At 37.7% G+C, this 20667-nt stretch carries 20 protein-coding genes; 9 read left to right on the forward strand and 11 right to left on the reverse strand.

Annotated elements, in window-relative coordinates:
* Positions 1 to 295: 295 nt before the first annotated feature.
* Together ACTJKN_RS06115 and ACTJKN_RS06120 are read right to left on the reverse strand one after the other, a co-directional pair.
* Positions 296 to 592: a winged helix-turn-helix domain-containing protein gene (locus tag ACTJKN_RS06115; protein ID WP_057932898.1), complete on the reverse strand. Its 297-nt coding sequence runs from the start codon at positions 590 to 592 to the stop codon at positions 296 to 298.
* Between the two features lie 2 nt (positions 593 to 594).
* A complete protein-coding gene (locus ACTJKN_RS06120; protein WP_057932899.1) occupies positions 595 to 1230 on the reverse strand; it encodes a hypothetical protein in 636 nt (211 codons plus the stop codon).
* Between the two features lie 168 nt (positions 1231 to 1398).
* Here ACTJKN_RS06120 and ACTJKN_RS06125 point away from each other — a divergent pair, with 168 nt between their 5' ends.
* From ACTJKN_RS06125 to ACTJKN_RS06155, 7 genes are all read left to right on the forward strand, one after another.
* Positions 1399 to 2049: an ABC transporter ATP-binding protein gene (locus tag ACTJKN_RS06125; protein ID WP_440823468.1), complete on the forward strand. Its 651-nt coding sequence runs from the start codon at positions 1399 to 1401 to the stop codon at positions 2047 to 2049.
* 63 nt (positions 2050 to 2112) lie between these two features.
* Entirely contained in the window at positions 2113 to 2595 is a 483-nt protein-coding gene (locus tag ACTJKN_RS06130; protein ID WP_440823469.1) for a hypothetical protein, read from the forward strand.
* A gap of 1 nt (position 2596) precedes the next feature.
* Positions 2597 to 3205, forward strand: a complete 609-nt coding sequence (locus tag ACTJKN_RS06135; protein ID WP_440823470.1) for an HAD family hydrolase — start codon at positions 2597 to 2599, stop codon at positions 3203 to 3205.
* Positions 3206 to 3207: 2 nt separating this feature from the next.
* The gene (locus ACTJKN_RS06140; protein ID WP_440823471.1) at positions 3208 to 4698 is read left to right on the forward strand and encodes a S41 family peptidase; all 1491 of its coding nucleotides are present in this window, start codon (positions 3208 to 3210) and stop codon (positions 4696 to 4698) included.
* A gap of 148 nt (positions 4699 to 4846) precedes the next feature.
* Positions 4847 to 5113 (forward strand): hypothetical protein, encoded by a 267-nt coding sequence (locus tag ACTJKN_RS06145; protein ID WP_057932904.1) that lies wholly within the window; start codon positions 4847 to 4849, stop codon positions 5111 to 5113.
* Positions 5114 to 5164: 51 nt separating this feature from the next.
* A complete protein-coding gene (gene dprA / locus ACTJKN_RS06150) occupies positions 5165 to 6259 on the forward strand; it encodes a DNA-processing protein DprA (RefSeq protein WP_440823472.1) in 1095 nt (364 codons plus the stop codon).
* Between the two features lie 214 nt (positions 6260 to 6473).
* Complete coding sequence (locus ACTJKN_RS06155) at positions 6474 to 7835, forward strand: pyridoxal-phosphate dependent enzyme (RefSeq protein ID WP_029277167.1); 1362 nt, start codon at positions 6474 to 6476, stop codon at positions 7833 to 7835.
* Between the two features lie 231 nt (positions 7836 to 8066).
* On the opposite strand, the gene murA is transcribed toward ACTJKN_RS06155, so the two are convergent.
* The 6 genes from murA to ACTJKN_RS06185 form a co-directional block, all read right to left on the reverse strand.
* Complete coding sequence (murA, locus tag ACTJKN_RS06160; protein WP_440823473.1) at positions 8067 to 9392, reverse strand: UDP-N-acetylglucosamine 1-carboxyvinyltransferase; 1326 nt, start codon at positions 9390 to 9392, stop codon at positions 8067 to 8069.
* A 78-nt stretch (positions 9393 to 9470) separates the two neighbouring features.
* On the reverse strand, positions 9471 to 10160 hold the full coding sequence (locus ACTJKN_RS06165) for a DUF4290 domain-containing protein (RefSeq protein WP_230143972.1): 690 nt from the start codon (positions 10158 to 10160) through the stop codon (positions 9471 to 9473).
* 482 nt (positions 10161 to 10642) lie between these two features.
* Entirely contained in the window at positions 10643 to 11140 is a 498-nt protein-coding gene (locus ACTJKN_RS06170) for a SixA phosphatase family protein (RefSeq protein ID WP_440823474.1), read from the reverse strand.
* Positions 11133 to 12164 carry a glycosyltransferase family 9 protein gene (locus ACTJKN_RS06175; RefSeq protein WP_440823475.1) on the reverse strand — a complete coding sequence of 344 codons (1032 nt, stop codon included), beginning with the start codon at positions 12162 to 12164 and terminating at the stop codon, positions 11133 to 11135. Before ACTJKN_RS06175 ends, ACTJKN_RS06170 begins: the two co-directional genes overlap by 8 nt.
* Before the next feature lie 72 nt (positions 12165 to 12236).
* A complete protein-coding gene (locus ACTJKN_RS06180) occupies positions 12237 to 12839 on the reverse strand; it encodes a DUF4254 domain-containing protein (RefSeq protein WP_440823476.1) in 603 nt (200 codons plus the stop codon).
* 234 nt (positions 12840 to 13073) lie between these two features.
* On the reverse strand, positions 13074 to 14750 hold the full coding sequence (locus tag ACTJKN_RS06185; RefSeq protein WP_440823477.1) for a helix-hairpin-helix domain-containing protein: 1677 nt from the start codon (positions 14748 to 14750) through the stop codon (positions 13074 to 13076).
* An 88-nt stretch (positions 14751 to 14838) separates the two neighbouring features.
* On the opposite strand from ACTJKN_RS06185, the gene ACTJKN_RS06190 reads away from it, so the two are divergent.
* Complete coding sequence (locus tag ACTJKN_RS06190; protein ID WP_440823478.1) at positions 14839 to 15465, forward strand: hypothetical protein; 627 nt, start codon at positions 14839 to 14841, stop codon at positions 15463 to 15465.
* A gap of 126 nt (positions 15466 to 15591) precedes the next feature.
* Here the strand turns inward: ACTJKN_RS06190 and sppA are convergent, their stop codons facing one another.
* Complete coding sequence (gene sppA, locus ACTJKN_RS06195; protein ID WP_440823479.1) at positions 15592 to 17358, reverse strand: signal peptide peptidase SppA; 1767 nt, start codon at positions 17356 to 17358, stop codon at positions 15592 to 15594.
* A gap of 40 nt (positions 17359 to 17398) precedes the next feature.
* Between sppA and folK the strand changes: the two genes are divergently transcribed.
* Positions 17399 to 17905, forward strand: coding sequence for a 2-amino-4-hydroxy-6-hydroxymethyldihydropteridine diphosphokinase (gene folK / locus ACTJKN_RS06200; RefSeq protein ID WP_440823480.1), 507 nt, complete (start codon positions 17399 to 17401; stop codon positions 17903 to 17905).
* A 107-nt stretch (positions 17906 to 18012) separates the two neighbouring features.
* Here folK and pssA read toward each other — a convergent pair whose 3' ends face one another.
* Together pssA and rho are read right to left on the reverse strand one after the other, a co-directional pair.
* Positions 18013 to 18702, reverse strand: a complete 690-nt coding sequence (gene pssA, locus ACTJKN_RS06205; RefSeq protein WP_440823481.1) for a CDP-diacylglycerol--serine O-phosphatidyltransferase — start codon at positions 18700 to 18702, stop codon at positions 18013 to 18015.
* An 86-nt stretch (positions 18703 to 18788) separates the two neighbouring features.
* Entirely contained in the window at positions 18789 to 20525 is a 1737-nt protein-coding gene (gene rho, locus ACTJKN_RS06210) for a transcription termination factor Rho (protein WP_440823482.1), read from the reverse strand.
* Positions 20526 to 20667: the final 142 nt, after the last annotated feature.

Consider the following 20667-nt stretch of genomic DNA (forward strand, 5'->3'; position numbering starts at 1 on the left):
TGATGGTAGCGACAGTGTTCCTCCAGGAAGTTTGATCACAAATGAGCTCAATTAGAACTATAGCTAACACAAAGAGATTTACAATTGCAGTACCAAGCGTAAAAACAGCTCCTACTATCATGAGAAAAAAAGAGTCTGATATTAAGTTTGCTATCAGAATTAACGTGCCGATAAGTGCAGAATAGTAAGCCAGCCTTTTGCCTAAGTAATTCATTTGAGGTTCTAATATTTCTTCCATTCTTTTTGTGATTTAAAAGCGCTTTGAATTTCAAAGTAAGTGGTTAAAAAAAATGGTCTATAGCTTTTTGATCATTTTTTCAAGTGCATCTAAGTGTGCTTTAAAGGCCTGTTTGCCCAAAGCTGTAATAGAGTAGGTGGTGCTGGTTTTTCTGCCGATAAAACCTTTGTGTACCTTGATAAATTCTGCCTGCTCTAAAGTATTCAGGTGTGAGGCCAGGTTTCCATCTGTTAATTCAAGCATCTGTTTCAGGTCGTTAAAGCCAATTTCATCGTTTACCACCAGAATAGACATTACACCTAACCTGATCCGGCTATCGAATATTTTATTTAAATCTGCTATCGGGTTTTTCATCCTTACTGACCTCTCTCATATTTAAAATACATTAAAAGACCATAAACAATGTGCAATACACCAAAGCCAAAAGCCCAAAAAATTAAGCCATAACCTACATAAAACATGCAGATCAAACCAAGTATCACTTCGCAAAGCCCCAGGTAGCGAATGTCGCTGTAAGTATATTTACTGGCATTAATAAGCGCCAAACCATAAAAAATTAAACAGCTTGGTGCAACAATAGCATAAGTGTTCGGGTGGTTAATCAATAAAGCAATAATAAACAAACCTCCGGCAACCAACGGGACAAATAAATTAATTAAAAGTGCTTTAGAGGTTTTATCCCAGATTGGAAGATTGTTTTTCTGACTTTTTCTATAGGTAAATAAAACTCCTCCGGCCAGCGCAATCACCAAAACAAAAATACCAAGTTTTATTAAGTTAAACTCCAGGTCCATTTCTCCATCAACGCCATAACCGTAACCGCGTTTGCCGATGAATTTGTTAATTTCATCGTTTGCAAAATAAGCCCCAATTAAAGCGATAACACCTGCAAAAACACCAGATAAACCGCTCAAAGAAATAAATCTCGACGACCTGTCCATCATTTGTCTGATATCTTTTAAGGCATTTAATTGTTCTTCCTGAGTGCTCATTTTAAAAGTGCTTTGTTTTTCAAAGTTAAACAAGATATTGATATTTCCAAAATTATTTTTTTCTTTCGGGATGATTATACAGATCAAGAGATTACAAAGATTCTAATTTTAGCTTTGGTCTTTAGTCTTTGTGCTTTGGCCTTTACTCTTTTTTATTAAATTTGAAGCATGCTAAAAGCCACGGGAATAAGAAAATCGTACGGAAATCTACAAATTTTAAAAGGCGTAAATTTTGAAGTGCAAAAAGGGGAGATTGTAAGTATTATTGGGCCATCTGGTGCGGGTAAAAGTACGTTATTGCATATTTTAGGCACATTGGATAAACCTGATGTCGGGTCTGTAGAGCTAAAAGGCACTGTTGTTAATAGATTGAATGGCGATCTGCTGAGTACTTTCCGCAATCAGAACATCGGTTTTGTATTTCAGTTTCATCATTTGTTGCCAGAATTTAGTGCCATTGAAAATATTTGCATTCCGGCATTTATAGCCAAAACCAATAAAAAACAGGCCGAAAGCAGGGCATTAGAACTGTTAGATCTGTTTGGACTAAAAGACAGGGCTCAGCATAAGCCCAATCAGCTGTCTGGCGGTGAGCAGCAGCGTGTAGCCATTGCAAGAGCGCTGATCAATAATCCTTCAATTATATTGGCTGATGAACCATCAGGGAATTTAGACTCCGAAAATGCAGCCGGATTACACCAGTTGTTTGTAAGTTTGCGCGATAATTTCCATCAAACCTTTGTGATTGTTACGCACAATGAACACCTTGCAAAAACCAGCGACCGTGTGGTCAGTATGAAGGATGGCTTAATTGTATAAGATCATGATCTGCTAATTAATTTATTCTATCAATCACTAATTTATTCATTCAATAATTATATCTTGAAAATACTGATAACAGGGGGGAACAATGCCAAAGCTTTGAAGCTGATGAAAGCATTTCCCAGTCATTTTGTTTTACTTGCCGATTATGGTGATGTACCGGGGATTGTAACTGAAAATTATGCCTTTTCATCGTTAGGTGTATTAAATAAAGACAGTATCGCCCATATTCTATTAAATTTTTGTATCACTGAGGCCATAGATTGTATTATCCCTTTGCACCATTATGAGCTTGAGCCACTGGCTAAATCTGCTGTACTTTTTGGCGAGTATGGAATCCAGGTACTATTGCCTGATGCAGCTATAATTGCTGACTATCTAACGGAAGAAAAGCTTACTTATCAAAATTTTGCAGTGTTTATTCACGGCGATCAGATTTTTTCAACCAGGGAGGGTTCTCTACCAACAAATGTATCTCCTAAATTAAATGGGGTATTTGGTTATAACGACGAAACAGATGATTTAAAAATTTTTACAATTTAATATGGATGCATATCAATACGTTAAGGACAAGCAGATCGTAATTTTTGAACTGGATGATGTGCTATTTCCAGAAAAGGATTATTTGCTACAGGTTTATTATTTGTTTGCACAGTTTATAGAATATACCGAGCAGAAAAGTGCGCAGCCTATTATTGAATTTATGCGTGCAACATACGAAAATAATGGTACTGAAAAACTTTTTGAGAAAACAGCAGAGCAGTTTGCCATTGATCTGAAGTACAAACATAATTTTGATCTTCTACATCAGAATGCCCGTTTACCTTTAAAACTTTTGCTTTATAAAAATATGCTTGAGTTTATGCAGGAACTCGTGGTAGACCGCAAACAAATATTTATTGTAACTGCCGGCAACCCCGAACAACAACTTAATAAAATCAGGCAAACAGAGTGGAATGGACTAGAGCAATATCTTACTGTATATTTTGTTGAGGAGCTAGGCTTAACTAAAGCTGAAATTTTTCAGAACATATTAAACAACAGTAATTTATCGCCTAACCAAGCGTTAGTTGTTGGTGCAAATAAATTTGATGAGCAACAATCTAAATTAATTAATTTGCCGTATATTGTGTCACTAGAAATTTACAAATAAATATGCTTAGAAAATTTATTTCGCAAAATACATTGTTGTGGGCGTTGATCATCATGGTTGGGATTACAGCATCATGTAAAAAATCAAATAATGCCCCGGATGGAGATGGTGCACCACAAGGCACTCCGGGAACCCGGGCAGAGCTAACTAAAGATTCGATTTACCTGTATGCACAGCAAACCTATTATTGGAATGTTGGGATGCCAGGTTATTCTACCTTTAATCCAAGACAGTATAACTCAAACAACGCGGTTTTAGCAGCTTTAAAAGCATTGCCAAGTACCGGAGGAAAAGATAAATATTCATTTATCGATGATGGTACTGTAGCTGGAGAATTAGGTGGCGTAGCTGGAGATTTTGGTTTCTCGGTATTTTTTGCCGGCGCGAATGATCTAAGGATTAAATATGTATATGCAACATCACCTGCTGGTGTTCAAGGCTTAAAAAGAGGTTATCAGATCACTAAAATTAATGGTAGCACAGATATTAATACTACTGATGCAAGGATTGATTATGTAGTGAATGCGATTTTTGGTACGAACCCAACGGTTTCAATGACGGTTTTAAAACCAGATGGGACTAGTCAGGATGTAACGGTAACCAGAGCAAGTTATAATATCAATCCTGTACTTTTTACCAACACTTACACTGTAGGAGCGAAAAAAGTGGGATATATTGTTTTTAATAGTTTTACCACCAATTCAACTGAATTTCTGGATGCAGCATTTAAAAATTTTTCGACAGATGGAATTACTGAACTTGTTGTCGATTTACGTTATAATGGAGGAGGTTCGGTTGCTACATCAGAAGCCTTTACCAATTTGATTGCACCAACCGCTCAAAATGGTAAAGTGATGTATACCACTTACTGGACACAGACGATGCAGGATAATCAAGCCACTATTCTTCAAAATCAGAAGTTTTACGCTAAAGGTAATGATGGTGTAACGCGGATGTACTCTTATTTTGATTATTCTTATAAACCTACAGTTGCAGCAGGAAACCAGGAGGTTTTTGCCAAACGTGGCATATTAAATAGTCTAACCAGGGTTTACTTTATTGTAACAGGTAGTACAGCATCGGCAAGCGAGTTGTTAATTAACAACTTAAAACCTGTAATCGATGTTAAACTAATTGGCAAGAAAACTTATGGCAAACCAGTTGGTTTTTTCTCCATCCGTATAGATAAAAACGACTTATATATTCCCCAGTTTGAAACCAAAAATCAATTAAATCAAGGCGGTTACTTTGATGGAATGGCAGTTGATAAAGATATTTTGGATGACGTAACCAAAGATTTTGGAGATCCAACGGAAAAGCTATTGGCACAGGCTTTATACTATTCAGCCAATGGAGGTTTCTCTTCTTTCCTTAAAGATAATGCCATTAGCAGTACCTCACCGCTATCTAAAACACAGGTTGAAGATCTTTCAGGCAAGATGGATCATGAATTTAAGGGCATGATTGAAACTAGAAAGCTGAGGTTTAAATAATTAACTTAAACATTATACTAAAAAGGCCGGTTTTGTATTTCAAATCTGGCCTTTTTTATGTGATTATTGCATTATTTGAGAAAATAGGTGTTGTTTTTTTTATAAAAAATTGATAAGCTTGTTTAACATTAATCGTTAAAGAGATACCATGCCAATAGAAATTGTAGAAAAGGAACATATCAGTTATTTAAACATCATCAATGCAAAAGAAGATCATACTACTGAATTAAAAACAAAACTTGATGAAGCACAACGGCTGGGTAATGAGTTTAAAGCAAAAGCCGTTATTACTTTTAATACTACCATTGGTCCGAAACGTGTTGATACTACAGTTTGGGCTGTTACAGAAAAATATATACAGCTAAAGAATAATATTCATATTCCGTTAAAAAGTTTAATCGATATTGATTTTTAAGCTTGCTTTAAGGAAATAAATCATCCCGCATTTATTTAACCTTATCAGATCATGAGCATGCTGCATAAAATTGCCTTAACATTTATTAAATCCATTGGCCCGGTAACGGCCAAAAACCTTCTTGCCTATTGTGGAAGCGCCGAAAATGTATTTTCTGCAAACAAAAAGCAGCTTTTGCAGATTCCGGGTATTGGAGAGAAAACAATTGAAGCCATTCGTAGTACCGATGCTTTGGTAAGGGCCAGGCAAGAATTGGATTTTATTGAAAAACATGGAATAGAAGTATTGTTTTTCGCTGATGAAAAATTTCCTAAAAGGTTAAAGAATTGCATCGATTCGCCCATACTGCTTTATGCCAAAGGCACAGTTGATTTTAACCATCAGCGAATCATCAGCATCGTTGGAACCCGTAATGCAACAAGCTACGGAAAAAATCTCTGTAAAGAATTGTGCGAAGTTTTAGCGCCGTACAATGTTTTGATAGTAAGTGGCTTGGCTTATGGTATTGATGTAACGGCCCATAAAGAATGCTTGGTAAATAATATTCCTACAGTTGGTGTGCTTGGTCATGGCTTAGATCGAATGTATCCAAAAATTCATAAAACGATTGCTCAAAAAATGGTTTTGAATGGAAGCCTGCTCACCGAATTCCCAATCTTAACCAATCCGGATCGGCCTAATTTTCCACAAAGAAACCGGATAATTGCAGGCATTGCAGATGCTACCATTGTAGTTGAAGCATCAAAAAAGGGAGGCGCCTTAATTACCGCCGAAATCGCAAATTCTTACAATAAAGATGTATATGCTTTTCCCGGTAGAACAAATGATGTTTTTTCGGAAGGCTGTAATTTCCTGATTAAGACCAACAGAGCCGGATTAATAAATAATGCTCATGACCTGATTTATTACCTGGGTTGGGATGATGAGGTGAGCGAAAAGAAAAAGGAAGCGCAAACTACGCTACGCCTTAGCCTTACCCCTAACGAACAGCGGGTTGTCGATGCATTACAAAACGGCCAGCTTTCTATAGATGAGCTTTGCATTCAATTGAATATTCAGCAAAGTAAGCTGGCAATCGTAATCCTTACATTAGAGATGCAGGGGATTATTGTTTCGCTACCAGGAAAGATATATAAGTTGGTGTAATGAGAACTGGATATTAGATTTCTCCATTCCGTTTCACCACAGTCGAAATGACGAACCTACTTTCGAAATTGCGTTTTGCCCAATAATCAATCTATAATGCCTATCATAATTATAGATTATGCAATTAAATTCTTTTAATTTGTTGTTTTCGAAATTATGTTTCAAATAAAATATAGTTTATAAAATACTTAATGCCATTGCTTAATTTTGCAATATGTGGTACAATAATATTTTAGAAACCATTGGCAACACGCCATTGGTAAAATTAAATACGATAACAAAAGGAGTTCCGGGAACAATTCTGGCGAAAATAGAGACTACTAATCCAGGCAATTCAATTAAAGACCGTATGGCGGTTAAAATGATTGAAGATGCCGAGAAAAGCGGTAAACTAAAACCAGGTGGAACAATTATAGAAGGAACATCCGGAAATACAGGTATGGGCCTGGCTATGGCAGCCATTATTAAAGGTTATAAATGTATTTTCACCACTACAGATAAGCAATCGAAAGAAAAAGTTGATGCTTTACGTGCCTTTGGTGCCGAAGTAATCGTTTGTCCGACAAATGTTGAGCCTGAAGACCCCCGTTCTTATTATTCTGTTTCTTCGCGTTTAGAGCGCGAGGTTCCAAATTCATGGAAACCTAATCAGTATGATAACTTAGCCAACTCACAGGCGCATTATGAGCAAACTGGTCCTGAGATATGGGAGCAGACAGAAGGTAAAATTACACACTTAGTGGTTGGTGTGGGTACCGGTGGAACCATTTCTGGAACAGGAAAATATTTGAAAGAAAAGAATCCGAATATTAAAGTCTGGGGAATCGATACCTACGGCTCAGTTTTCAAGAAATATAAAGAAACAGGCATATTTGATAAAGATGAAATATATCCTTACATCACAGAGGGTATCGGCGAAGATTTTCTTCCGGCAAACGTAAATTTCGATGTAATCGATCTATTCGAAAAAGTTACAGATAAAGATGCTGCTTTAATGACCCGCGATATTGCACGTAAAGAAGGTATTTTTGTAGGTAACTCTGCCGGTGCTGCTATTGGCGGATTAATTCAGCTTAAAGATAAGCTTAAGCCAGAAGATGTTGTAGTCGTTATTTTTCACGATCATGGCAGCAGATACATGGGTAAAATGTATAATGAAGATTGGTTGCGCGAACGCGGATTTTTACAGGATGAAAAATTAACTGCTAAATCTATCCTGGCTAAAAAAGAGAGCACAGAAATTGTAACACTTGATGCACAAAAATCGGTACTTGAGGCCATCAATACCATTAAATCGATGAATATCTCTCAAATTCCGGTAACGCAACAAGGAATGATTGTAGGTAAAATCGCAGAGAGTGATATTTTAAGTGCATTACTTGAAAATCCAGGCTTAAAATCGGCTCCGATTTCAGAAATTATGACCGCTACTTTCCCATTTGTTGATTTGAATACCTCAATTGATAAAATATCTTCATTGATCAATAAAGAAAATTCGGCCGTTTTAGTAGAAGATGAATCTGGAAAGATCGAAATTATCACACAATACGATATCATTAATGCGATATCGGGGTAATGATGTAAAAATGAAATGGAGTAAATAGATCGTCATTTCGAGCGTAGTCGAGAAATCTATTCGCGAAATATAGCTTAAAGATCTCTCTCCCGAAAGTTCGGGACTGCGCTTCAGTCGAGATAACGAAAAACTATAAAAAACGCCCAAGTAAAATTTTTACTCGGGCGTTTTTGGTTTATGCTATTTTCGCTTTGGGTTTTACCTTAAACCCTATACCTTTAACCTTCTACCTTAATGACTCGGCGCATCAGCATTTACACGCTTAATCTGCGCACCCAGGGCACGCAAACGGGTGTCGATATCCTGATAGCCACGTTCAATCTGTTCGATGTTGTAAATGGTCGATTTGCCTTCCGCAGATAAAGCTGCAATTAATAATGAAACTCCAGCTCTAATGTCAGGAGAAGTCATGCTGATTCCACGAAGTTTATATTTTTTATCAATACCATTAACGGTTGCGCGGTGTGGGTCGCATAAGATGATTTGAGCACCCATATCAATCAATTTATCCACGAAGAATAAACGGCTTTCGAACATTTTTTGGTGGATTAAAACATTTCCTTTTGCCTGTGTAGCCACAACCAGAACAATGCTCAATAAATCAGGCGTAAAACCTGGCCATGGAGAATCCGCAATGGTTAAAATCGAACCATCAATAAAAGTATCAATTTCGTAATGTTTTTGAGAAGGAACATAAATATCATCGCCACGGCGCTCTAATTTAATGCCCAGTTTTCTGAAAACCTCTGGTATTACACCCAGTTCATCATAACAAACATCTTTAATGGTAATTTCCGACTCTGTCATTGCAGCCATACCAATAAAAGAGCCAATTTCGATCATATCCGGCAACATTCTGTGTTCAGTTCCACCTAAAACGCTAACCCCTTCAATGGTTAACAAGTTAGAGCCAATGCCCGATATTTTTGCACCCATGCGGTTAAGCATTTTGCAGAGTTGCTGTAAATAAGGTTCGCAGGCAGCATTGTATATCGTAGTGGTGCCTTTTGCTAAAACAGCCGCCATTACAATATTTGCCGTTCCGGTTACCGATGCTTCGTCTAATAAAATATATGCACCCTTTAAATTGGTTGCATCTACATTAAAGAAAGCTTTTTTGCTGTCGTAAACGAATTTTGCACCTAATTTTTCGAAACCTATAAAGTGTGTGTCCAGTCTTCTACGACCGATTTTATCACCACCTGGTTTTGGGATTGCTGCTTTACCAAAACGTGCCAACAATGGCCCAACAATCATAATCGAACCACGTAAACCACCACCTTTAGCTTTAAAAGTATCAGATTCAAAGAAATTCAAATCAATATTTTTAGCTTCAAAGGTATAGGTGTCTTTATTGATGCGCTCAACGGTAACACCTAAATCGCCAAGCAATTCAATCAGTTTGTTAACATCCTTAATGTCGGGGATATTGCTGATGGTTACTTTCTCTTCGGTAAGCAATACAGCCGATAAAATCTGTAAAGCCTCATTCTTGGCTCCCTGAGGGGTAATTTCGCCTTTTAATTTAATTCCGCCTGTTATTTCAAATGCGTTCATATTTTTTGTATTTAGTATCAGGTATCAAGTAATAGTGTCGGCCTTAACCTTCCACCTTATGCCTTTTACCCTTCACCTTTAATATTTAGGTTTATTGTTGTTGTTGCGTTGACGGTTATTATTGTTGTTATTTTGACGGTTTTTTCCGTTGTTGTTATTATTGTTGCTTCTGCCCCGGTTATTATTGTTGTTATTGCTTTGGCGAGGGTTTTGCGCTCTAAATTCTACTTTGGCCAGGTTAACACCTTCATCAAGAGATAACAATCCGCCAGAAAGGTATTTTAAGTCCTTAATAATGGTATCATCACTCACATTATCTTTATTCCAGGTAACATAAGCCATTTTCATGAAATTTGCGATGCTTTGAACCATTGCCTTTTTAATTTCGGCATTTTCTTCACGCATGGCTTTTTCAATCAAATTCTCAACGGTTTTACCATAGTGTTTATAGGTAATTCTTTGTTGAGGATAGGCCAGAGGCTCTGGTTTAATGTAAGCATTCTCAATTAATGGTTTAGGATAAGGACTGTCTACATCAATCTGGTAGCCAGAAATAATGTGCAGGTGATCCCAAAGTTTATGCTTAAAATCGGCAACATCACGTAAATGTGGTTGCAAAAAACCCATCAGGTCGATAACCGCCTGGGCATATTTATTACGTTCTTCAATGGTGGGTAATTCGCAGATATACTTCACCATATTTTGTACGTTACGGCCATATTCCGATAAAATTAAATGGCTACGCGTAGTATTATAGTCAAAATTCATGTACAGATAAATTAATGGATAAATTTTCTGGCGATACGAATTATGAAATAACCAGAGGAGTTTAGGTTATGAATTCACCGAAATGTCTATTGCCAGATTTTCGTTTTATATATTCAAAGGTAATAAAATTATTTGATTTGTGATATTCATACCTGATTTGAGATATTTTAAATTGATGCGATATTTTTTGGAAATGTTCGTTCAGTAGTTCTTGGACCATTCAGTCCCGCTGTCTCTACTGCCGAAGAAAAAATCGGCATCCGTTCCCATCGGGTTTATTTAACTGTGGGTTGTGCTTATCGGGAAAAACCTTTCCAGCGCCAATGAGTAAAGCCGCTTTAAGTATTTATGCAGTTGACTGAAGTCAATCTGTAATGGGTTAATGCACACGCCCAATAATTTCCGTGTAATCTGTGTTTCCGTGGCAAGTAATTAACTGACGACTTGCCTTAATGTTCTTAATCCCTTAATGGTAAAAAGCTTTAAACCTCGTCACTATTCTTTGGGTAATCAAAAAATACCAATTCTCCTGTTCCTTTGCTTACCATTTGCCACGAATCAAAAGGGAAAGAAATTAACACCATACCTGCAGTTGGAATGTTGTAAATATCGGCACCGCACAACTCGTTCGCAAAATCTGTAAAACCGGGGTTATGACCAAACATCACTACATGGTCTGCACCATTATTTAACCCGTTAACCACTTTAAGTAGGGCTGTTGTATTGGCTTCGTAAATAGATTCTTCAAATTGGATATGGTCTATATTGTAAGCTTCTGCAAAGTATTTAGCTGTAGATTTGGCTCTTTTTGCCGGACTACTTACAATCAGATCTAATTTGAAGCCTTTATTAATTAATCTTTCAGCCATTTCCGGCGCATTTTCTTTGCCACGTTTGTTTAGCGGTCGGTCGAAATCTTTTAAATCTAAATTTCCCCAATCCGATTTACCGTGACGGACCAAAAGTAATTGCTTAGCCATTTAATTTCTCTTTAATTTTATCTACTATTGTTTCAGGCCTAATTAAGTCTATACAGTTTTCAACACCGCAAAGGCAGGGTTTGTTTCCATAAATAGAATTTGGCCGGTTAGGGTGATCAATCTGGATACAGTCGCTTTCCAATTGCCCGTAACCCAAAAAGCCAGCATATGGATGTGTTGGCCCCCAAATAGATACAACAGACACACCAACAAGCGATGCCATGTGCATGCCAGAAGAATCCATACTTAACATTAAATCCAAGTTTGAGATAATGGCAAGCTCTTCCGTTAAATTAAAATTACCAATTAAATTATAGGCGTTTTTATACCTTTTCGCCCAGTTTTCGGCAGTTGCCTGTTCTGTTTTACCACCACCAAATATGAAAAGCTCGTAACCCAATCCGCTTAACGAGGCAATTACGGCTTCCATTTTTTCTAAAGCATATACTTTATAAACATGTTGCGCAAAAGGGGAGATGCCTATTTTTTTTGTGGTTTTATTGATAAATAAGTTTTGTGCATTTACTGGAATTTCCTGCTGAGATTTATCTAGTTTATAACTCAGCTTAATACTAAATCCCAATTCGCGGAAAACATCAGCATAACGCTCTATCGTTTTTCTGAGCGGTTTAAAAACTTTGTTATTATTACGTGTTAATCTCTTTTTCTCTGCTCTTCCTTTATCTATCCGCCTAATTTCTGTTCCGGTTAAACGGAAGAAAGTAGAAATTGCCCTGCTCCTCAAATTATCGTGCAGGTCGGCTATTGCGCTTGGTTTATAACTGCGGAGTTCCTGATAGAGTTTGTATAAACCATCAATTCCTTTATGAACGGTTTTAGGCTCGATAGGGTGAAAGATCAGGTTTGGAATGCGATCGAAAAATGGCTTAAATGCAGCTCGGCTCACCATGATGATCTCTGTATTTGGATTCTGCGCTGAAAATTCGTGTAAAACAGAGGCTGCCATGGCCACATCGCCCATTGCCGAAAAGCGTAAAACAATAATTTTTTGGGTTGCGGCCATAATGTTTACCACGGAGGCACAAAGAGCACCAAGGCATTCTTTGTGCTCTTTGTGTCTTTGTGGTTGATTAATTTATGCTTTATTATACAATACCGGATTTAAACTCGGGTCGTTGTACATTTTCATTTGTTTATATACTTTCATGTATTTTTTACCCGCCTCAATATCTGCCAATAACTCATCAATACTCATTGAAAGATCCTCGCGTTGCGATAACAATACATTTAATTTAGTCTGGCATTGTGCACGGTGCTCAGCTGAGGCACTTTCGCGTTCAGCTTCTTCCTGCATGTGGTAAATTTTCAGTGCCAGGATGGAAAGCCTATCTATCGCCCATGCAGGACTTTCTGTATTGATTTTTGCATCTGGCATGGCCGAAATTCCCTGATAAAGATTTAAGAAATAACCATCAATAAACTCAACCATATCGGTACGTACCTGGTTTTGTGCGTCAATGCGTCTTTTCCAGCTCAAACCTTCAACAGGATCAATCTGAGGATTACGCACCACGTCTTCCATATGCCATTGTGCTGTATCGATCCAGTTTTTAACGTAAAAAAGATGCTCTAAACTTTCGGCATCATACGGGTTTTCAACCGGATGGTCAATATCATCAAACTTATGGTAGTCTGTAATTACTTGATTAAATATGCGGTTGGCAATTTCACTTATCATGGGGCAAAGATATTAAAAGATTCCTTAAGGTTTGATTACACAGATCTTGGGATTACACAGATTTTTCCTGGCGGGATGATTACACAGATTTTAAGATTACACCGATTTATTTGTGAGATTTAAAACAAGACAACTTAGGACCTGTTTTCCCTAAACCCTAAACCCTAAACCCTAAACCCTAAACCCTAAACCCTAAACCCTAAACCCTAAACCCTAAACCCTAAACCCTAAACCCTAAACCTTTTTACTGTTAAAATACGCGGTAATTTCCTCCAAAGAAAAAGCATTTAAACATTTGTCGGCACTTAAACCACCTTTACGGGCAACTAGAATGCCATAATGCATATCATGGAAACCTTCTGTTCTATGGGCATCTGGATTTACGGAAAGTAACACACCTTTTTCTAAAGCATAACGGTGCCAGCGCCAGTCTAAATCCAAACGTAAAGGATTGGCATTGATTTCGATCACTACTTTATTTGCTGCACAGGCATCAATAATCTTTTTATAATCTATCGGGTATCCGGCTCTGCTTAACAATAAACGACCGGTTGGATGCCCTAAAATGGTGGTATATGGATTTTCAATAGCTTTTAGCAAACGTGTGGTTGCTTTTGCTTCGTCCATGCGTAAATTACTGTGCACAGAAGCCACTACAAAATCAAAGGTTTTTAAAATATCATCCGGATAATCCAATGAGCCATCACTTAAAATGTCGCTCTCAATACCTTTGAAAATTTTAAAGGGAGCAAGTTTTTTATTTAGTTCATCAATTTCCTGGTGTTGTGCAAAAACACGTTGCTCGTTTAAACCTTTTGCATAAACAGCGGTTTTAGAGTGATCGCATATCCCCAAATACTGAAGATTTAAGTTTTCTTTACAATATACAGCCATTTGCTCCAGGGTGTGTACGCCATCGCTCCAGGTAGAGTGGTTGTGCAAACTGCCTTTTAAATTTTCATATAGGATTAAGGTAGGGAGTTTATCCGCTTTCGCCAGTTCAATTTCGTCGAAATCTTCACGAAGTTCAGGAACGATGAAAGATAAACCTGCTTTGCTGTAAATTTCTTCTTCACTTGTAAAAGGACCATTACCTGCTAGTGCTAAAACTTTCTCTACATGTTCGGTATTTCCGGTGTGTTTGAACCATTGTAAATAAAATTCAGCTTTTTCAACTGCATAAATTTTTATCCTGAAACCAGCTTCAGTGGTGCATATGAAAGCATTTTCCGCTTCAATCAAAGAAAGTGCTTCGAAAGCAGGCAAGTTTTGTTTAAGGGCATCAATTTGTTCAGCACCGATCACAATTTCCAGTTCATCGATAATCTCACAGGCGCGTCGGTACTGACCCGCAAAGCCCAAAAGTGCGCTGCTGTCAATTTTTCCAGTCCAATCTGCAAGCTGTGTAAATAAAGTTTTGGCAAAACCTTCAACCTGCGCATATAAAAACCTTCCGTTGGCCGCAAGTTTAAATTCGATTGCATTCTTAATTTCTTCCTGGGTTTTTAAACCGAAACCTTTGGCTTCAATTAAGCGGTTTTCGTTACAGGCATAATACAATTCACCTATACTTTCTATACCCAAGGTACGCCAGATAATGAATATTTTTTTCGGTCCGATGCCCTTTATGGCCAGCATTTCTACTACACCTTCGGGTGTTTTCTCACGAATTTCGTTAAGCTCTTTTAGTTCTCCAGTTTGGAGAAGTTCAATGATTTTGGAAGCCAGTCCTTTACCAATGCCATCAATTTTATCCAGTTCATCTAAAGGTTTGTCCTTTAAAGCAAAGGGTAATTTATCTACCTTAAAATAGGCATTTGCAACAGATTTAATTTTGAAGGGATTTTCTTCGTGCAGTTCCATAAGCTGCGATAAAAGGCGTAAGGTACGGGCGATGGTCTTGTTTTCCATAAGGGGTAAAATTAGGAAATAATGCCTCAAATCCTTCTTGTGCTCATAAAATTAAAACACAAATTCATTAAAGTCTTGTTTTACAATCATGAAATCTATAAAATTCGCCCTCCTGGGATTAAGTATGAGTGTAGCCGCTTGTCAATCTACCAGTAAAACAGATCAAAATACCGATTCAGTAAGTAATTTAGCATCAGCCCAAACGCAAAGTGTTGATGAGCGCTTCCTGATTGTAGCTGGTCGGTCAGTTGGAGAAATTGCACTTGGAGAGGATATGGAAGAGGTAGGTAGAAAATTAGGCAGGCCAAATGCCGGTGATGCCGCAATGGGGAAAGCCTGGGGAATTTGGTATAGTGACGATTCTACCGCGAAACACCGCAACGAAATTGCTGTATATTCTTCTTATCGGGATACGAGTATGCGTGTAAAAGATGTAAAACAGATTAGAATTACCTCCAATAAGTTTAAAACAAAGGATGGCCTGGCAACCGGGAGCACTTTGGAAGATGCGAAATTGAAGTTCCCAACCATTGAAAAACTTTCTGCCTATTTAAATGAAGATAAAGATACCGTTACGGTTTACGATGCCAAAAAAGATGGAATTGGCTTTGAATTTTTAAAAGGGAAAAGTATTTCCTTAACAGTTCATCAGGTGAATATTCCGGTTAATGCGACTTATCTTACTTTGCACCCGGAGTGGAAGGTGATAGAGTAGGAGAGATGTGAGATCGGAGATTTGAGACGTGAGATGAATGATTCTATATAAACCTCGCAGGTTTAATTTGTTTTTAAGGGGCTTGTTAAAGGCTGAAGCCGTTAAAAAACCTGCGAGGTTTAATTATTATTTAATTACTGCTTCGAATGGCATTCTGGCCTGAATTCCTGAACTTGCAATTACCTTTTTCATTTGTTGGTAAAGCATGTAGTTATCGCCAAGTTCTTGTTTGGTGTAATAGGTTTTAACCCTGTCTGTACCCTCATCCATTAGCGATTTCCATGGGTCAATTACATCTGGATATTCTACAACTTTATAATTCTTTAATTTGGCCTTTTTAGCGGCTGCCTTAATGGCATCGTTAAAACTTCCTATTCTATCAGCCAAACCAATTTGAACGGCATCTGTACCGATCCAAACGTGGCCACCACCAATGCTATCGATATATGCTTTGCTTTTCTTTCTTCCATCGGCCACACGGCTTACAAAACCGCTATAAATTCTGTTCAGTTCATTTTGGATGATGAATCTTTCTCCTGCCGTCATAGGGCGGTTAGTGGCCATAATATCGGCGTATTTACCCGTTTTAACGCCATCAAATGTAATTCCCAGTTTGTTGGTCATTAAATTTTGAAAGTTCGGGATAATACCGAATACACCGATAGAACCTGTAATGGTATTCGGTTGCACAAAAATACTGTCGGCAGCGCAGCCAATGTAATAACCGCCTGATGCGGCAACATCGCCAAACGATGCAATAACTGGTTTTTCTTTTTTGGTTAATACAATTTCTCTCCAGATCACATCCGAAGCAAGTGCACTACCTCCCGGCGAGTTTACACGTAAAACCACTGCTTTAATGTTATCATCCAAGCGCGCTTTTCTAATTGCCCTGGAAATACGTTCCGAACCAATCTGGTTATCAGAGCCTTCGCCGCCATTAATTTCGCCATTGGCATAAATTACAGCCACTTTATCTTTTCCTTCGCCAGTATCTGTATTGTTTTTGGCATAATCATTAATCGTAACCGAACGGATATTTTCACCCCTGGTTCTCCCAGATAATCCCTTCAGCTCTTCTAAAATCTGGTCTTTATATTTCAGGGCATCGATCATTTTAAAGTTTACGGCATCTTGTGGCTGTTGTACTTTGTAATTATCGGCAATCTTATAAAGACTATCTTTTTGAATGTTTCTGCTTTGTGCAATATCAGTTAAGAAAGTATTGTACAATCCGCCAACATAAGCTGTAACCTGTTTGCGGTTATAATCGCTCATTTTATCTAAAATAAACGGCTCCACAGCACTTTTATAGTTCCCTACACGGATGACCTGCATTTCTACACCAACTTTTTCTAAAGTTCCTTTAAAGAAAGTTAATTCAGAGCTAAAACCTTTAAATTCTAAAGCGCCTTCGGGATTTAAATATACTTTGTCGGCAACTGAAGCTAAATAATATGCGCCTTGTGTATACACTTCGCTGTAGGCGATAATTTTTTTGTGAGATTTTTTGAAATCGATCAGCGCATTCCTAACCTCGCGCAAAGTTGCAAAACCCGCATTCGGACTGCTCACATTCAGGTAGATGCATTTAATATTATCATCTGTTTTGGCTTTTTGTACCGCTTTTAAGAAATCGTTTAAGCCAATACCATCTTTTTCTTCACCACCAACAATTGGCAGGTTTCCGAATGGATTTTTTGGGGTACGTTCTGTAATGGCCTGGTCTAAATTTAGGAATAGTACCGAATTGTTAGACACAACAACGGTTTTGTCGCTATCAATAGAAGATATTAAACCCACCACAACTACGAAGCAGATCACAAATACAATTACTATTGATAAGAAAAAGCCCAGCATAGAGGCAAATAAATACTTAAAGAATTCTCTCATTTAAATGTTTTAATTTTGTGCTGTAAAGATATAAAAATACATGATGCTTAATAAAGCTTTAGAGTACAGCACAGCTTATTTGTTACTGGGTGGAAATTTAGGCGATAGGGAGGGGAATTTGAAAAAAGCCATCGAACTATTGAACGATAAAATAGGTAATGTGATCGCCATCTCATCTCTTTATGAAACCGCTGCGTGGGGTAAAACCGATCAGCCTGCTTTTTTAAATCAAGCTGTAAGTTTACAAACCCGTTTAACGGCGCTCGAAGTTTTAGAACGTGCATTAAGTATAGAACAGGAACTGGGCAGGGTAAGGAAAGATAAATGGGGAGAACGGTTAATTGATATCGATCTGATCCTTTTTGGAGACGAAATCATCAATATTCCGGATAAACTTCAGGTACCTCATCCCCATATGCAGGATAGAAAATTTGTAATGGAGCCTTTAGCTGAGATTGCACCAGGGGTGATACATCCATTGATGGGCGAAACGATGCTTGATATTTGCAGAAATATTACAGATCCGCTTGAGGTTAAAAAACTGTAGCGCATTAACCTTTGATTTTAGCAGAAAAGGAACGCAGATTTTAAAGGATTAATCTAATGCGCTATGATCTGCGATTTTAATCTTCTTAATCTGCGGGAAAAACTTAGTTATATTTTATGATTAGTCGCACCCCTAAAATGCAAAACCGATAAAGCAATATACAGTACCAATACAAAAGGAATTGCTGCAAATTTTAGAAAAGCTATTAAGATAGCCGATAGGATGAGGAAGATAAATTTGATTTTATTTTTCGCCCAGCTTAAATCGCTGAATTTTAAAGAGAATATTTTTATTTCGCTTACCAGTAAAAAACTTGTAACTGCTGTAATGGCAATCAGTAAAATACTGGAACCAATAACCTGTGGATAATCGTTGGCAATAAAAGCTAGAGAACAGATAAACAAAGTATTCATAGGTGTATTCAAACCAATAAAATCTTCGGTTTGCCTTGTATCGTTGTTAAATTTGGCCAGTCTAAGTGCCGAAAAAATAGTAATGATAAATCCAAGATAAGGAAGGTATTCAGATGAATAATCGCTTGCCTTCAATAAGTGAAACATGATTACTCCCGGTAAGAACCCAAAACTTACCATATCTGCCAAAGAATCAAGATCTTTTCCAATTGCCGATTTTACATTTAATAAACGCGCAACCATACCGTCAAAAAAATCGAAAATCCCGGAGAAAATAACGAAATAGGCTGCAGTTTCTAGATTGCCTTTAAATGCAAAAACGATTCCGATACAACCCGAAAAAAGGTTTGCACAGGTAATCGCATTAGGGAGATGCTTTTTCATGAGGTATAGGGTATAAGGTTTAAGGTGTAAGGTTTAGATCCAAATAGGAACCTTAAGCCTTACACCTTTTGCCTTCCAGCCTTAAACTAGCTGTTCATCGAAATTAAGAACTCTTCGTTACTTTTTGTTCCTTTTATTTGAGATTGAACAAATTCCATCGCCTCTTGACTGTTCATATCGGCAAGGTGATTACGTAAAATCCATACACGTTGCAAAATATCTCTATCTAACAATAAATCATCGCGACGGGTACTTGAAGCCGTAATATCAATTGCAGGGAAGATACGTTTGTTAGATAATTTACGATCTAATTGTAACTCCATGTTACCTGTACCTTTAAATTCTTCGAAGATAACTTCATCCATTTTAGAACCTGTATCGGTTAATGCGGTAGCTAAAATGGTTAATGAACCACCATTTTCGATGTTACGTGCCGCACCGAAAAAACGTTTTGGCTTGTGTAAAGCATTTGCATCAACACCACCCGATAATATCTTGCCTGACGCCGGTGCTGTTGTATTGTAAGCTCTGGCCAAACGTGTAATCGAATCTAAAAGGATTACCACATCATGTCCGCTTTCTACCAAACGTTTCGATTTCTCTAAAACAATATTGGCAATTTTAACGTGGCGCTCAGCTGGCTCATCAAAAGTAGAGGCAATTACCTCTGCTCTTACACTACGGGCCATATCGGTAACCTCTTCCGGGCGCTCATCAATTAATAAGATAATTAAATAAACTTCCGGGTGGTTTTTAGCAATTGCATTTGCAACTTCTTTAAGCAGGTTGGTTTTACCTGTTTTTGGCTGTGCCACAATTAAACCCCGCTGTCCTTTACCAATAGGTGTAAATAAATCCATAATACGGGTAGAGTAATTGCTGTTATCCGTAAATAAATTTAATTTTTCTGTTGGAAAAAGTGGCGTTAAATAATCAAAAGGAACACGGTCGCGAACCTCAGCAGGAATTCTGCCGTTAATGGTTTCTACACGAACCAGTGGGAAATATTTTTCGCCTTCTTTTGGCGGACGGATGCTACCTTTTACAGTATCACCGGTTTTCAAACCAAAAAGTTTTATCTGAGACTGCGATACATAAATATCATCAGGAGAAGTTAAATAGTTGTAATCTGCAGAACGTAAGAAACCGTAACCATCAGGCATAATTTCTAAAACACCTTCATTTGTAATTACGTTATCGAAATCTAAGTTAGAATAACTGTTTTCGTTTTTGTGGTGATTGCCACCGCCCGGTTGTTTTTGCTGGCGGTTTTCGTCGCGCTGCGGTTTTTCCTGCTTTTCTTTAGGCTCTTGTTTTTGTTTTGGAGCTACCGGAAGTACTTCTGCACTTTCTTCTATTAAAGCTGAGATTGGCTTTACACTTTCTTCAGATTCAATAATTCTGTCTGGTTGCCTTTCAGGCTGCTGCTGGTGTTGAGGCTCGTCAAATAACGTTACTGCATCTCTTCTTCTTTCAATTGGCGCTGCAGGCTCATCTTTCGTTAACCTTGCTCTTTTTTTAACAGGCTTGTCGGCTGTAGTAGCTGGTTTTTCAGCGGCCACTGTAGAGGCGGCTGCTGCGGCTGCGGCAACTTTTGGTGCTTTTGCCGCTTTGGTTTTAGGTGCAGGAGTAGCTGCAATAGGTTCTATTTCACTATAAGGGTCTGCACCAGCTTTAGCGGCATTTATAATTTCTTGTTGGTGTAAAAGTACTTCAACAAGGTCGATTTTTCTTAGGGAGTCGGCACCTTCAATGCCATAGCTTTTTGCTAGCTCACGTAATTCTGTTGTGAGCTTATCATTTAATTCTGTTTTACTAAACATTCTAAATATATATGTTTCAAGAAATTTTTCATTTGTTTATAACGGATGTTTTCTGTTATAAATCTACACAGGCTTAAATATATTTGTGTTAGTGTAGGCCTGGCAGTTTCATTGTGTATAAATTCTTAAGGCTATAAAACAT

This window comes from Pedobacter sp. 22163, from assembly GCF_052045595.1.
In the GTDB taxonomy this organism is placed as follows: Bacteria; Bacteroidota; Bacteroidia; order Sphingobacteriales; family Sphingobacteriaceae; genus Pedobacter.